The sequence below is a fragment of the Sphingomonas rhamnosi genome (assembly GCF_036663615.1).
Taxonomy (GTDB): Bacteria; Pseudomonadota; Alphaproteobacteria; order Sphingomonadales; family Sphingomonadaceae; genus Sphingomonas.
On record NZ_JAXOJJ010000001.1, the window covers coordinates 218,048 to 231,208 of the forward strand.

The following is a 13,161-nucleotide window of genomic DNA, read 5'->3' on the forward strand; positions in this document are numbered from 1 at the left end:
GAGGACGAAGAATTCATGACGATTACCGCAGAACGCAAGACCGAGCTGGTCAAGATCCACGCACGCGCCGAGGGCGACACGGGTTCGCCCGAGGTCCAGGTCGCGATCCTGACCGAGCGGATCAAGAACCTGACCGAGCATTTCAAGGGCCACAAGAAGGACAACCACTCGCGTCGTGGTCTTCTCATGATGGTCAACAAGCGCCGGTCGCTGCTGGACTATCTCCGTCACAAGGACGGCCAGCGGTACCTGGATCTGATCGCGAAGCTGGGTCTTCGCAAGTAATTCGAAAGGGCGGCCGAAAGGTCGCCCTTTTTCCTTTTTCGTCATCCTGAACTCGGTTCAGGATCCAACTGTCCACCGGAGACAAGCCTCACGGTGGATGCTGAACCAAGTTCAGCATGACGGAGGACCGGGATCACCGGCAATTCGGCCGAATGATCCAAGGGACATAATAGTCCCGCAACCGCGCGAGCCGGCTTAGCTCGCAGATAGGCCCCGTTCGCATCTGGCGACCGGAGTGAAGGAAATAATATGTTCGATACCAAGACCGTAAGCGCCCAGTGGGGCGGCAAGACGCTGACGCTCGAGACCGGCCGCGTGGCCCGCCAGGCGAACGGCGCCGTGCTCGCGACGCTCGGCGAGACCGTGGTCCTGTGCGCCGTCACGGCCGCACGCACCGTCAAAGAGGGCCAAGATTTCTTCCCGCTCACCGTCCATTACCAGGAGAAGTTCTCCGCGAGCGGCCGCATCCCCGGCGGCTTCTTCAAGCGTGAGCGCGGCGCGACCGAGAAGGAGACGCTGACCAGCCGTCTCATCGATCGCCCGATCCGTCCCCTCTTCCCCGAGGGTTTCTACAACGAGATCAACGTGATCTGCCAGGTTCTCAGCTATGACGGCGAGAACGAGCCGGACGTGCTCGCGATGATCGCGGCGTCGGCGGCGCTGACGATCTCGGGCGTGCCGTTCATGGGCCCGATCGGCGCCGCGCGCGTCGGTTACGTCGATGGCGAGTACATCCTCAACCCGACGCTCGACGAAGCCAAGACCGGCGATCTCGACCTGGTCGTCGCCGCCACCGGCAACGCGGTGATGATGGTCGAGTCCGAAGCCAAGGAGCTGTCGGAAGAGGTCATGCTGGGCGCGGTGCAGTTCGCGCACAAGGCATGCCGCGAAGCCGCAAACCTGATCATCGATCTGGCCGAGCAGGCTGCCAAGGAGCCTTGGGAGATGGCCGAGCAGGCCGATCTCTCGGCCGCCAAGGACAAGCTGAAGAAGCTGATCGGCAAGGACATTGCGGCGGCCTATAAGGTTACCGACAAGTCCAAGCGGTCGGACCTGCTGAACGCCGCGCGGACCAAGGGCAAGACCGCCTTTGCCGACGCGTCGCCGCAGGACCAGATGGCCGCATCGAAGCTCGTCAAGAAGCTGGAGGCGGAGATCGTCCGCGGCGCCATCCTCAAGGACGGCACGCGCATCGACGGCCGCACCACCACGCAGATCCGTCCGATCGAGGCGATGGTCCACTTCCTGCCGCGTACGCACGGCTCGGCCTTGTTCACGCGCGGCGAGACGCAGTCGATCTGCACCACCACGCTCGGCACGCGCGATGCGGAGCAGATGATCGACGGCCTCAACGGGCTGTCGTACGAAAACTTCATGCTGCACTACAACTTCCCGCCCTATTCGGTCGGTGAAGTCGGCCGCTTCGGTGCGCCGGGTCGTCGCGAAGTCGGCCACGGCAAGCTGGCCTGGCGCGCGCTGCACCCGGTGCTGCCGTCGAAGGAGGATTTCCCGTACACGATCCGCGTCCTGTCGGACATCACCGAGAGCAACGGCTCGTCGTCGATGGCGACGGTGTGCGGCGGTTCGCTGTCGATGATGGATGCGGGCGTTCCGCTGAAGCGTCCGGTGTCGGGCATCGCGATGGGCCTGATCCTCGAGGGCAAGAACTTCGCGGTCCTGTCGGACATCCTCGGCGACGAGGATCACCTCGGCGACATGGACTTCAAGGTTGCGGGCACGTCCGAGGGCATCACCACGATGCAGATGGACATCAAGATCGCCGGCATCACCGAAGAGATCATGGGCAAGGCGCTGGCACAGGCCAAGGAAGGCCGCACGCATATCCTGGCCGAGATGGCCAAGGCGCTCGACCACACGCGTGAGGAGCTTTCCTCGCATGCTCCGCGCATCGAGAGCTTCACGATCGACAAGTCGAAGATCCGCGAAGTCATCGGCACCGGCGGCAAGGTGATCCGCGAGATCGTCGCGCAGACCGGCGCCAAGGTCGATATCGACGACGAGGGCGTGATCAAGGTCAGCTCGTCCGACCCCGCGCAGATCGAAGCCGCGATCAAGTGGATCAAGGGCCTCGTCGAGGAAGCCGAAGTCGGCAAGGTCTATGACGGCAAGGTCGTCAACCTGGTCGATTTCGGGGCGTTCGTGAACTTCATGGGCGGCAAGGATGGTCTCGTCCATGTGTCTGAGATCAAGAACGAGCGCGTCGAGAAGGTCTCGGATGCGCTGAGCGAAGGCCAGGAGGTCAAGGTCAAGGTTCTCGAGATCGACCCGCGCGGGAAAGTTCGCCTGTCGATGCGCGTCGTCGATCAGACGACCGGCGAAGAGCTGGAGGACACCCGTCCTGCCCGCGAGCCGCGCGAAGGCGGTGACCGTGGGCCGCGTGGGCCCCGTCGCGATGGCGATGGTGGCCGTGACGGCGGCGGCGGCGGTCGTGAGGGCGGCGGCGGTGGCCGTGGTCCGCGCGGCGAAGGCGGCGGTGGTGACCGCGGCTCGCGTGGTCCGCGTCGCGACGGTGACGGCGGCCGTGATGCCGGCGGCAATGGCGGCGGTCGCGAAGGCGGCGGTCGTGGCCCGCGTCGGGATGGCGGCGGCGAGCGTGCTCCCCGCGCCGAGCGGTCGGAGGGTGGCGAAAGCTCGGGCTCCGAGCTGCCGGCATTCCTGACCAGCGATCGCGACTGATCGCCCTTTCCGTTCTGCCGCCTGGGCGGTGGAACGGATGGTGACGCAAAAATGAGGGGCTCGGGAAACCGGGCCCCTTTTTTGTCGGGTTTCACCCGATACGGTTTCTTTACTGGGCGCTAACCTTGGCCCGCCATGCCGGAGCGATGGTTCGTACCCCCGCCCTTGCCGTCCTGTTGCAGACCGCGGGGGTCGTGATCGGCCTGGCGGGGCTGGCGCTGGCGCCGCCCGCCTCCGGTCGGATGCTGCTGGTGCCGTTGACGCCACAAGGCGCGGCCGATCTTATCCCGCTGGCGCTACGATCGGGCGGCCTGTTGCTGGGCGCTGGGCCCCTGCCCCATTCGTACGTCGTGGTCGGCGATGGCGCGCGACTGGCCGCCGCGACCGCCGGGCATGCGATCGTCCGGGTGGCCGCACCCGCGGCGGGCTGCGGAGATGTCACCACGTGATGCCGAGCGAGATCGCGGTGTTCCGCGCGCGCGGGATGCGCATGCTGGTCGGCGCCGGCTGGGCCGCGACCGCGTGTCTCGCCGTGATCGGATTGATGTTGGGATCGGACGATCTGGGAATCGTCATGGCGATGGCCGTCGCCGCCAATGTCATGCCGACCGTGATGGTCCTGCGTCACCGTCACGACGCGACCGCGCGGCTGCTGAGCGGCACACTCGCCGCGGTCTATCCGGCGCTCGGCCTCTATCTGCTGAAAGGTGATCCCTGGCAGATGGACGCGCACATGTATTTCTTCGTCGCGCTCGCCGCGCTGGTCGCGCTGTGCGACTGGCGCCCGATCGCGCTGGGATCGGCGCTGATCGTCGTACACCATCTGCTGATCGAGACGCTGGCACCCGCCTGGGTGTTCACCGGAACGGGCAATCTGGCGCGCGTCGCGATCCACGGCGTCGCGGTCGTGCTGCAGTTCGCGGTGCTCGCGCGTGTCACCGCACAGTTGCGGATCCTGATGGGGCGCCAGCACGCCGCAAGGGTCGAGAGCGACCGGCTCGCCGCGCACGCACTCAACGCGCGCGACGAACTGGCCGCAGCGATCGCGCAGACCGCGGAAGCCGAACGGCGCGCCGCCGACGAACGCGCGCAGCGCCAGGCTGGCGAGCGCGCCGCCGAGGCGCGGCAACGTGCCGAGATGCTCGCGCTGGCCGAGGCGTTCCAGGCGTCGGTGGCAGACATCGTCCAGTCGGTCGGTGCAGCCTCGACCGAGCTCGACGGATCGGCGCGCGCGCTCAACGCGCTGGCGCAGGACGCAACGCGGAAGGTCGATGTCACTACCGCGACCGCATCGCGATCGTCGCGCAACGCCGGCAACCTGACGTGCCAGATCCGCGCGCTCAGCCACTCGGTGTCGTCGATCGCCGACAATGCCGAGCAGCAGGCGCGGCTTGGCGTCGACGCACGCGACGCGTCGATCTCGAGCCATGCCGCGGTGGTGTCGCTGGCCGAACGCTCGGCAACGATCGCGACCTTCGCCAATTCGATCCAGCAGATCGCCGCGCGCACCAATCTGCTCGCGCTCAACGCGACGATCGAGGCGGCGCGGGCGGGCGAGGCCGGGCTGGGGTTCAAGGTGGTGGCGGGCGAGGTCAAGCAGCTCGCGGGGCAGGCGACGGGCGCATCGACCGAGATCCGCACGCTTGCCGGATCGGTGGAGAACGGCGCCGCGCTCGCCAATCGCGCGCTGTCGGAGATCGCCGGGATGATCGGCCAGCTCGCCAGCGCGGCGAACACGATCCAGACCGAGGTGCGGCACCACCGCGACACCGCCACCACGATCGAAGCGACCGCGCAGGATACCGCAGCGGGAATCGACCTGATCGCCGAGGAGATGCGCGGCGTCGCCGCGGTCGCTGGCAATACCGCGACCCTGTCCGACGAGGTCTCGCGCGCGGCGACCGGCTTGTCGGGTGCGGCGCAGCGGCTGCAGGCAGCGACGGATCAATTCGTGGTGCAGCTGAACGCGGCGTGAGCCCAAAGGTTCGCGCAAATGCCGCAAGTGGGGAGCTTCTGTTGCTCGGTGCTCCCCGTACCGCCGGTTTCCACTTCTGTTGCCCGGTGTGGCCCGAACCGCGCTTTCGTCCGTATAACTTAGGTCGTTAGACCGTCAGTTATGCGGCAATTGCGAGTGCTTCGTTATCGTTGGCACTTGTGTATGGGCCGTTGCGGTGGTCCCATTCCGAGCGAAACATAGCGTCGTTGAACACACGTCGATCCTAGTTCGACCCCGTCATCGTCCCTCTGTGACAAGGGGCGGTGGTGGAGTCGCCGGGTACTGCCCCCGGGTCCGCTGTGTCTATGACACGCCACGGTTTATCGCCATAGCCGGCGGAGGATAAGTCCCCCATCGGCATGCCCGATATAGGGAAGGCGCAGGCATATGAAAAGCCCGCCTTTCACTTGCCATAAACGCGGTGCATAGCGCGGTCATCATGTTGACCCAGCGATCCCGGTACGCGCTTCGCGCGATGATCTTCCTTGGCGGTGCGCCGGCGACTACGCCCCCGATCCCGATGACGCGGATCGCCGCCGAAGCCAATGTCCCGCGCAAGTTCCTCGAGCTGATCCTCGCCGACCTTCGCGAGGCCGGATTGCTGCACAGCCATCGCGGCAAGATGGGCGGATACCGCCTGTCGCGGCCTAGCCACCTGATTTCGCTCGGCGAGATCATCCGCGTGATCGAGGGGCCGCTGGCGCTGGTGCCGTGCGTCAGCCGCACCGCCTATCGCGCGTGCGCAGACTGCAAGAGCGAAGCCGATTGCGCGATCCGCCACGCGATGATGCGCGTGCGCGACGAGACCGCGCGGATCCTCGACGGGACGAGCCTGGCGGACGCCAACGCCGACGAGCTGGCCGCGGCGTAGTCGCGTATTCGTCACCCCAGCGAAGGCTGGGGTCTCCCTGTAACGAAGAGACCCCAGCCTTCGCTGGGGTGACGAGCTTCTTTAGGGTATCGCCGTCAGGGCCGCGCCTTCAGTTCGTCGCGAATCTCGCGCAGCAGCGCGATCTCGACCGGCTCCGGCGCGGGGACGACGAGGACCGTATCCTCTTCGCGCTTCAGCCGCGCAGTTTCACGCTCGATCAGCGCCGCCGCGCGGTTCACGACGCGCAGGATCATGAAGATGATGAACGCGACGATCAGGAAATTGACGAGCTGCGTCAGGAACGCGCCGTATCCGATCAGCGGCACCCCTGCCTTCTTCAGCGCGACATAATCGGTCGAGCCGCGCAAAGCTGCCGGGATCGGCCCCATCGCAACGTAATAGCTAGAGAAGTCGAGCCCGCCAAAGATCTTGCCGATGATCGGCATCAGGATGTCGTCGGTCAGCGAACTGACGATCTTGCCGAACGCAGCGCCGATGATCACCGCGATGGCGAGATCGAGCACGTTGCCGCGCATGATGAACGCCTTGAATTCCTTGAGCATGGCCACCCCCGTTATGACAGGCGGACGCTACCCACCGATTTCGGTTTCGCCAAGCCGCGCGACTGTCCTATGATGTTAGTACAGGCAGTCTGGAGAGCCCGAAATGCACACGTCCGTATTCCGCATGAGCGCCGTGTTCGCCGCATCGACGATGCTGGCCGGGTGCGGCATCAACAGCATCCCGACCTCCGAGGAAACCGCCAAGGCGCGCTGGGCGGACGTGCAGAACGAGTATCAACGGCGCAGCGACCTGATCCCCAATCTCGTCGCGACGGTGAAGGGCTATGCCGCGCAGGAGAGCAAGGTGCTGATCGGCGTCAGCGAAGCACGCGCGCGCGCCGGGTCGATCCGGCTCAGCGGCGACGACCTGACCGAACCCGCCAAGGTGCAGAATTACGCGAACGCGCAGAACGGGCTGACCGTCGCGCTGAGCCAGTTGCGGCCGCTGCAGGAGCAGTATCCGGACCTGAAATCGAACGCGAACTTCCTTGCACTGCAGAGCCAGCTCGAGGGCACCGAGAACCGCATCACGATCGCGCGGCGCGATTACAACGGCGCGGTGCAGAGCTACAACACGACGATCCGCACCTTCCCTGCCGCGGTCGGCGCCAAGATCTTCTACGGTGCCAAGCCGATGGTGCCGTTCCAGGCCACCACGCCGGGCGCCGAGACCGCGCCGAGCGTCAGCTTCGGGAATGCGAGCTGACGCCGATGTGGCGGTTCGCGCTGCTGCTGGTCGCGGCGTTTTCCGCGGCGAGCCCGGCCAGCGCGCAGACCTTCCCGAAATTCACCGGCTTCGTGGTCGATACGGCGAACGTGATTCCCGCCGATCAGGAAGCCGCGCTGACTACGCGGCTCGACAATCTGCAAAAAGCGACCGGCAACCAGCTGGTCGTCGCGACGATCCCGAGCCTCGAAGGCTATCCGATCGAGGATTACGGCTACCGCCTGCTACGCAGCTGGGGTGTCGGGCTGAAGGACGTCAACAATGGCGCGATCCTGATCGTCGCGCCGAACGAGCGCAAGGTGCGGATCGAGGTCGGCTATGGCCTGGAACCGGTACTGACCGACGCCTTCTCGAGCGTCATCATCAACCAGCAGATCCTGCCGCGCTTCAAGGCGGGCGACATGCCCGGCGGGATCGTCGCGGGGGCGAACGCGGTCGCGGACCAATTGGCTCTGCCCGATGCGGAGGCGCGCGCCAAGATAACCGCGGCGGCGGCGGAATATGACAAGACGCACCGCACGCAGACGCGCAGCGGCAGCGCGGGCGGCGGCGTGCCGTTCGGAATGATCTTCTGGCTGATCGTGCTGGCGGTGATCGTCGTGCCGATGATCGGCCGGCGTGCGCGCGGCGGCGGCCGGCGCTACCGCGGCGGGGGCGGCAGCGACCTGCCGATCGTGCTGTGGAGCATCGCCAACGAGATCGGGCGCTCGGGCGGCGGCGGCGGTTGGAGCGGCGGCGGGGGTGGCGACAGCGGCGGCGGCTGGATGGGCGGCGGCTTCGGCGGCGGCGGGGGCGGTTCCGCGGGCGGCGGCGGCGCGTCGGGGAGCTGGTGACATGAGGTTGAGCAACCTGGACCATGACCGCGTGACCGCGGCGGTGCACGCCGCCGAGACAACCACCGATGGCGAGATCGTGACGATCGTCGCGAGCAACTCGGACCGCTATCACGACGTGTCGATGCATTATGCGGTGCTGGCGATGCTGCTGGTGCCGGCGCTGCTCGCGTTCCGGCCGAGCGCGGCGGACGCGATCTATGCGCGGATCGACCCGTGGCAGGCGCCGCCGGTCGGTGCCCTGTTCGGGATCGCGTTGGTGCTGATGGTGCTGGTGTTTCTGCTGGTGCGGCTGGTGCTCGCCTATGCGCCGCTGCGCATCGCGGTGACGCCCGGCCCGACCAAGACGCGGCGGGTGCGCCGACGCGCGCTGATGCTGTTCCGCGCCGGCGCCGAGAAGCGCACCAAGGGAGCGACCGGTGTGCTGCTGTACCTGTCGATCGCCGAGCGGCGTGCGGAGATCGTTGCCGACGACGCGATCCACAGCCGCGTGGCGCCCGAGACCTGGGGCGAAGCGATGGCGGCGGTGATCGCGGGCGTACGCGCCGATCGCCCCGGCGACGGCATGGCGGATGCGGTGGCGCGGATCGGTAGCGTCCTGACCGAACATTTCCCGAGGAGCGGCAAACCCGTGAACGAACTCCCCGACCGGCTGATCGAATTGTGACCGACACGGTCTGGGAAGGGCGGTTCCTGACCGTCCGGAAACAAGGGACGTGGGAATATGTCGCGCGCGCGGGCGAGATCGCCGCGGCGGTGATCGTCGCGATCGACGACGGCCACGTACTTCTGGTGGAGCAGCATCGCGTGCCAATCGGCCGCAATTGCCTGGAGCTGCCCGCCGGGCTGGTTGGTGATGAGACCGCGGGCGAGAGCGTCGCGGTCGCGGCGGGACGCGAGCTGGAGGAAGAAACCGGGTATCGCGCCGAGCGGATCGAGGATCTGGGGGTGTTCTATTCGTCTCCGGGGATGACGTCGGAATCGTTCACGCTGGTGCGCGCGTCGGGGCTGACCAAGGTCGGCGACGGCGGGGGTGATGGTGATGAGAACATCACGGTGCACCGGGTGCCGGTGGCCGATGTGCCGGCGTTCGTCGCGGCGAAGCGCGCGGCCGGGGTGGCGGTGGATGCGAAGATGCTGCTGATTTTGGCGGGGTCGATCTTGTAGCGCCCCGCCGGCACTTCCCCGGCGAAGGCGGGGCCCAATTGGGAAGGCAGGCGTTACGAGGCGCGGCCCTTCGTTACCAACGTCTCCCAGTTGGGCCCCGGCCTTCGCCGGGGCGGTGTCACCAGGGAAGCTCGTCGTCCCAAACGATGTTCCCCCGCGAAGGCGGGGGCCCAGACTGGGTCCCCGCCTTCGCGGGGACACACGGATTCGCGGACCGTTGGCGACTAACCCTTGGCCTTTCGCCGGGTCTCCCACCCCTTCTTCGCGGCTGCCGACCGATCCGCCGCGCTCCCCGCGCGACCCGACCCCGACTGCTTCCCGCCGCCGGAATCCTTGTTCACCGTCGCCCAAGCACGTGCCTCCGCCTCGTCCTTCGCGACGCCGCGGTCTTCATAGCCTTGCTCGATATGCGCAGCCTTGCGCTTCTGCTTGTCGGTGTACGCGCTCTTGTCGCCCTGTGGCATCGTCGCTCTCCTGATCGGACACCGACAACGCGCGAGGGTTAGCGGCCGATCCAGTCCGCCAGTTCGACCGCGACCTGGTTCGCCGCCTGGTTGATCCCGCTCGCCGCCGACGCCGCGTCGATTGCGGTCACCGGCACGCGCGCCTCGAAGCGATGCTTCTCGATCGTGGTCTTGCCCGCGCGCGTCAGCGACGCGTCGAACGTCACGACGGCCTCACGCGTTGTCGCGTCGAGTCCGAACGTCCGCAGCTCGCCCGCCAGCTGTGCGCTGGGGTCGCCGACCGACTGGACCGTCGACAGCACCACCATGCCGGTGCGCGCCGCGATCGTGTCGGACGACAGCCGCGCGAACAGCCGCGCGGGCAGTTCGGCCCATTGCGCGTCGGGGACATAGGCGATCGTCGTCGGCGTCGCCTGCACCGGCACGCGCGCGGTGGCCAGCGCCTGCGGCACGCTCGGCACCTGGATGGTGATCGACTTGGCGACCGCCGAATCCTGGTTCTGGCCGACCGGCACCATCGATTGGCTGGTAATCGTCAACAGCGAGGGCGGCGGCTTGGCACCGAAGCTGATGCATCCGGCCAGCGGAAGCAGCGCGATCAGGAGGAGCGGAGTCTTCATGGCGTGCCTCACTTACCCTTGTAATCCGGGAGTTTCTGCTGCCCGATCAACGAACTTGCACCCTGCTGATCGACCTTCTCCGCGACCGACGACAGTGCCGCCGCAGTGGTCCGCAGATCATGGACCAGACGGTTGGCCTCGGGAATCGTCGTCTTGGAGAACGCCTGCAGCCCCGGCCGCGCGTCGCCGATCGCCGAATTCAGCGTTTCGGCGCTCTGCTGCGCCGACACGATCGCCTTGTTCAGATTGGCCATCGCCGGCTTCACGTCCTCGGACAGCACGCCGTTGGTGGTGTTGGCGAGCACGCCGAACTGCTGCGCGGCGTCGCCCGCCTGCTGGATCGCGATCCGCGTCTGCGCCAGCGTCGCGGCGATCTCAGGCCCACGATCCGCCAGCGCGTCGGTCAGACGGTTGGTGTTTTCGAGGATGCCGGCGATCGAGGCCTGGTTGCGGTCTGTCAGCAGCCCGGTCAGCCGCTCGGTCAGCGTCGACAGACGCTCGAGCAGTTGCGGTGCCGAATTGAGGATCGCGCCGAGGCCACCGATCTTGGTCGGGATCACCGGAACGCCGTAGGGGCATTCGGTCGGGGTGCGGGTCTCGGGGCAACCGATCGGGGCGGCACCCTTGCGTGCGCCGTCGAGCGAAATCTGGCTGACGCCGGTGAAGCCGACGCCCGAGATCGACGCGGTCGTCCCCTGCAGCACCGGGGTCTCGTCGTTGACGCTGATGCGCACGCGGACGAACTGCGGATCGTTCTTCCACAGCGTGATCGTCTTCACCTGCCCCGAGGGCACGCCCGAGAACACGACGGCGGAGCCGCGCGCGAGTCCGTCGACCGACTGGCGGAAGAAGATGTCATATTCCTTCTCCGCGGTGCCGCCAAGCCGCGCGATCCACACCGTGAACAACGCGAGCACCGCCAGCAGGATCAGCACGATGGCGCCGACGAGAACATGGTTCGAACGGGTTTCCATCAGCGTGCCTCAGCCTTGATCGACGCCTGTTCGGCGGCGTGATGTTCCTGGGTCGCGATCGCGGCGCGACCGCGCGGTCCCTTGAAATATTCCTCGATCCACGGGTGGTCGAGCGCAAGCAGTTCGTCGATCGTGCCGACTGCAATGACCTTCTTGTCCGCCAGCACCGCGACGCGGTCGCAGATCGCGTACAATGTATCGAGATCGTGCGTGATCAGAAACACCGTCAGCCCCAGCGTCTTCTGCAGCGACTGGGTCAGCGTATCGAACGCCGCCGCGCCGATCGGGTCGAGACCCGCGGTCGGCTCGTCGAGGAACAGCAATTCGGGGTCGAGCGCGAGCGCGCGGGCCAGGCCGGCGCGCTTCTTCATGCCGCCCGACAGTTCGGCGGGGAATTTGGGCGCGGCATCGGCGGGCAACCCGGTCATCACCACCTTGTACGACGCGATCTCGTCGAGCAGCGATTGGCTGAGATCGGGGTAGAATTCGCGCAGAGGGACTGCGACATTCTCGGCAACGGTCAGCGTCGAAAACAGCGCGCCGCCCTGGAACAACACGCCCCAGCGCCTGCGGATCTCGACCGCCTCGGTCTCGTCGCGGTCGATGTTCGATTCGCCGAACACCACCACATCGCCCTGGTCGGGACGCTGCAGCCCGATGATCGAGCGCATCAGCACCGACTTGCCGGTACCAGAGCCGCCAACCACGCCGAGGATCTCGCCGCGCCGCACCTCGAGGTTGAGCCCCTCATGGATTACCGAGTCGCCAAAGCTGTTGCGCAGCCCCTTCACGGAAATGACGACGTCTCGGTTGTCGTTCGTATTTATGCGGGCCATCAGTTCCACCCCAGCCAGGTGAAGAACACCGCGAAGAACGCGTCGAGCACGATCACCAGGAAGATCGCCTGCACCACCGCCGAGGTGGTGCGCTTGCCGACCTGTTCGGAATCGCTTTCGACGAGCATGCCCTGGAAACAGCCCGCGACCGCGATGATCGCGCCGAAGACGGGTGCCTTGATCAGGCCGACATACAGATCGGTGATCGGCACGACTTCGCGGATGCGCTGAACGAAGGTGATCGGCGGCACGCCGATCGTGATCCACACCAGCAGCCCACCGCCGACCAGCGCGACCATCGACGCGTAGAAGCCGAGCAACGGCATCAGCACGACAGCGGCCAGGGTGCGCGGCAGTACCAGCGCCTCCATCGGCGACACGCCGATCGTGCGCATCGCGTCGATCTCTTCGGTCAGCTTCATCGTGCCGATCTGCGCGGCGAACGCCGAGCCCGACCGCCCCGCGACCATGATCGCGGTCATCAGCACGCCCATCTCGCGCAGCGTCAGGCGGCCGACCAGGTTGATCGTGAACACCTCGGCCCCGAACTGGCGCAGCTGCACCGCGCCCTGCTGCGCGATGACGACGCCGATCAGGAAACTCATCAGGCCGATGATCGCGAGCGCCTGGACACCGACCGATTCGAATTGCTGCACCACCGCGTCGAATCGGAAGCGGCGCGGGTGGCGGATCACCGCGAGGAAGGCGAGCGTGGTCGCGCCCATGAAGCCGATCAGCCCGTACATCGTGCGGAAGCTGAGCATCACCGCGTCGCCGATCTCGCCCAGCACGCGCGAGAACGCGCCGACCTTGGCGGGCTTGGCGGCGAGCGGCTGATCGGAGGCGACGACCTGATCGAACAGATGCTGGTCGTTCTCGTCGAGCCCTTCGACGACCGCGTCGTTGCGCGCGGCGAAGCGGTGGACGACCCAGGCGCCGACGGTGTCGATGCGGTCGATGCCGCTGAGATCGACGCGTTTGACCGCGGCGCCATCGATGGCTTCGAGCCGGTCGGGCAAGGTGCCGAGGCGCGCCAACGACAAATTGCCGGTAAACCGCAACGTGCCGCCGTCGGCGGTGTCCTGCTGGAAATCGGCCATGGCGCTCATCGCGCGCACCTTTGCGGCA

Annotated in this window: 15 protein-coding genes and 1 other RNA gene; 9 read left to right on the forward strand and 7 right to left on the reverse strand. The window is 66.9% G+C overall.

The features are described 5' to 3' along the window. Positions 1-15 precede the first annotated feature (15 nt). From rpsO to U1701_RS01095, 4 genes are all read left to right on the forward strand, one after another. Positions 16-285 carry a 30S ribosomal protein S15 gene (rpsO, locus tag U1701_RS01080; RefSeq protein WP_147082965.1) on the forward strand — a complete coding sequence of 90 codons (270 nt, stop codon included), beginning with the start codon at positions 16-18 and terminating at the stop codon, positions 283-285. A 249-nt stretch (positions 286-534) separates the two neighbouring features. Then, the gene (gene pnp, locus U1701_RS01085; RefSeq protein WP_332780687.1) at positions 535-2,982 is read left to right on the forward strand and encodes a polyribonucleotide nucleotidyltransferase; all 2,448 of its coding nucleotides are present in this window, start codon (positions 535-537) and stop codon (positions 2,980-2,982) included. Positions 2,983-3,128: 146 nt separating this feature from the next. Continuing rightward, the gene (locus U1701_RS01090; protein ID WP_332780688.1) at positions 3,129-3,431 is read left to right on the forward strand and encodes a hypothetical protein; all 303 of its coding nucleotides are present in this window, start codon (positions 3,129-3,131) and stop codon (positions 3,429-3,431) included. Beyond that, positions 3,431-4,957 carry a methyl-accepting chemotaxis protein gene (locus U1701_RS01095; RefSeq protein WP_332780689.1) on the forward strand — a complete coding sequence of 509 codons (1,527 nt, stop codon included), beginning with the start codon at positions 3,431-3,433 and terminating at the stop codon, positions 4,955-4,957. The genes U1701_RS01090 and U1701_RS01095 overlap by 1 nt, the downstream gene beginning before the upstream one ends. 65 nt (positions 4,958-5,022) lie before the next feature. On the opposite strand, the gene ssrA is transcribed toward U1701_RS01095, so the two are convergent. Further along, positions 5,023-5,376: a transfer-messenger RNA gene (ssrA, locus tag U1701_RS01100) on the reverse strand. A 41-nt stretch (positions 5,377-5,417) separates the two neighbouring features. On the opposite strand from ssrA, the gene U1701_RS01105 reads away from it, so the two are divergent. Beyond that, the gene (locus tag U1701_RS01105) at positions 5,418-5,849 is read left to right on the forward strand and encodes an RrF2 family transcriptional regulator (protein ID WP_332780690.1); all 432 of its coding nucleotides are present in this window, start codon (positions 5,418-5,420) and stop codon (positions 5,847-5,849) included. A gap of 95 nt (positions 5,850-5,944) precedes the next feature. On the opposite strand, the gene mscL is transcribed toward U1701_RS01105, so the two are convergent. Next, a complete protein-coding gene (gene mscL / locus U1701_RS01110) occupies positions 5,945-6,412 on the reverse strand; it encodes a large conductance mechanosensitive channel protein MscL (RefSeq protein ID WP_332780691.1) in 468 nt (155 codons plus the stop codon). Positions 6,413-6,515: 103 nt separating this feature from the next. Here mscL and U1701_RS01115 point away from each other — a divergent pair, with 103 nt between their 5' ends. The 4 genes from U1701_RS01115 to U1701_RS01130 are packed head-to-tail and all read left to right on the forward strand — an operon-like array spanning position 6,516 to position 9,139. Beyond that, complete coding sequence (locus tag U1701_RS01115) at positions 6,516-7,118, forward strand: LemA family protein (RefSeq protein ID WP_332780692.1); 603 nt, start codon at positions 6,516-6,518, stop codon at positions 7,116-7,118. Positions 7,119-7,123: 5 nt separating this feature from the next. Next, complete coding sequence (locus U1701_RS01120; protein WP_332780693.1) at positions 7,124-7,972, forward strand: TPM domain-containing protein; 849 nt, start codon at positions 7,124-7,126, stop codon at positions 7,970-7,972. A gap of 1 nt (position 7,973) precedes the next feature. Further along, positions 7,974-8,639 carry a TPM domain-containing protein gene (locus U1701_RS01125; protein WP_332780694.1) on the forward strand — a complete coding sequence of 222 codons (666 nt, stop codon included), beginning with the start codon at positions 7,974-7,976 and terminating at the stop codon, positions 8,637-8,639. Beyond that, positions 8,633-9,139, forward strand: a complete 507-nt coding sequence (locus U1701_RS01130) for an NUDIX hydrolase (RefSeq protein WP_332781416.1) — start codon at positions 8,633-8,635, stop codon at positions 9,137-9,139. Before U1701_RS01125 ends, U1701_RS01130 begins: the two co-directional genes overlap by 7 nt. 224 nt (positions 9,140-9,363) lie before the next feature. Here U1701_RS01130 and U1701_RS01135 read toward each other — a convergent pair whose 3' ends face one another. Genes U1701_RS01135 through U1701_RS01155 form a run of 5 tightly spaced genes read right to left on the reverse strand, consistent with a single transcriptional unit; the run spans position 9,364 to position 13,142 of the window. Then, complete coding sequence (locus tag U1701_RS01135) at positions 9,364-9,603, reverse strand: plasmid stabilization protein (protein WP_332780695.1); 240 nt, start codon at positions 9,601-9,603, stop codon at positions 9,364-9,366. Positions 9,604-9,641: 38 nt separating this feature from the next. Next, positions 9,642-10,223, reverse strand: a complete 582-nt coding sequence (locus U1701_RS01140) for an ABC-type transport auxiliary lipoprotein family protein (RefSeq protein ID WP_332780696.1) — start codon at positions 10,221-10,223, stop codon at positions 9,642-9,644. A gap of 8 nt (positions 10,224-10,231) precedes the next feature. Further along, on the reverse strand, positions 10,232-11,197 hold the full coding sequence (locus U1701_RS01145) for an MlaD family protein (protein WP_332780697.1): 966 nt from the start codon (positions 11,195-11,197) through the stop codon (positions 10,232-10,234). Continuing rightward, a complete protein-coding gene (locus U1701_RS01150) occupies positions 11,197-12,033 on the reverse strand; it encodes an ABC transporter ATP-binding protein (protein WP_332780698.1) in 837 nt (278 codons plus the stop codon). The genes U1701_RS01145 and U1701_RS01150 overlap by 1 nt, the downstream gene beginning before the upstream one ends. Then, positions 12,033-13,142, reverse strand: a complete 1,110-nt coding sequence (locus U1701_RS01155; protein WP_332780699.1) for an ABC transporter permease — start codon at positions 13,140-13,142, stop codon at positions 12,033-12,035. Before U1701_RS01155 ends, U1701_RS01150 begins: the two co-directional genes overlap by 1 nt. Positions 13,143-13,161 lie beyond the last annotated feature (19 nt).

Coding starts and splice junctions, on each gene's coding strand:
- U1701_RS01090 (WP_332780688.1), top strand. CDS start 3,129: ATGGTTCGTACCCCCGCCCTTGCCGTCCTGTTGCAGACCGCGGGGGTC.
- U1701_RS01095 (WP_332780689.1), top strand. CDS start 3,431: ATGCCGAGCGAGATCGCGGTGTTCCGCGCGCGCGGGATGCGCATGCTG.
- mscL (WP_332780691.1), bottom strand. CDS start 6,412: ATGCTCAAGGAATTCAAGGCGTTCATCATGCGCGGCAACGTGCTCGAT.
- U1701_RS01105 (WP_332780690.1), top strand. CDS start 5,418: ATGTTGACCCAGCGATCCCGGTACGCGCTTCGCGCGATGATCTTCCTT.
- rpsO (WP_147082965.1), top strand. CDS start 16: ATGACGATTACCGCAGAACGCAAGACCGAGCTGGTCAAGATCCACGCA.
- U1701_RS01135 (WP_332780695.1), bottom strand. CDS start 9,603: ATGCCACAGGGCGACAAGAGCGCGTACACCGACAAGCAGAAGCGCAAG.
- U1701_RS01155 (WP_332780699.1), bottom strand. CDS start 13,142: ATGAGCGCCATGGCCGATTTCCAGCAGGACACCGCCGACGGCGGCACG.
- U1701_RS01145 (WP_332780697.1), bottom strand. CDS start 11,197: ATGGAAACCCGTTCGAACCATGTTCTCGTCGGCGCCATCGTGCTGATC.
- pnp (WP_332780687.1), top strand. CDS start 535: ATGTTCGATACCAAGACCGTAAGCGCCCAGTGGGGCGGCAAGACGCTG.
- U1701_RS01150 (WP_332780698.1), bottom strand. CDS start 12,033: ATGGCCCGCATAAATACGAACGACAACCGAGACGTCGTCATTTCCGTG.
- U1701_RS01140 (WP_332780696.1), bottom strand. CDS start 10,223: ATGAAGACTCCGCTCCTCCTGATCGCGCTGCTTCCGCTGGCCGGATGC.
- U1701_RS01125 (WP_332780694.1), top strand. CDS start 7,974: ATGAGGTTGAGCAACCTGGACCATGACCGCGTGACCGCGGCGGTGCAC.
- U1701_RS01120 (WP_332780693.1), top strand. CDS start 7,124: ATGTGGCGGTTCGCGCTGCTGCTGGTCGCGGCGTTTTCCGCGGCGAGC.
- U1701_RS01115 (WP_332780692.1), top strand. CDS start 6,516: ATGCACACGTCCGTATTCCGCATGAGCGCCGTGTTCGCCGCATCGACG.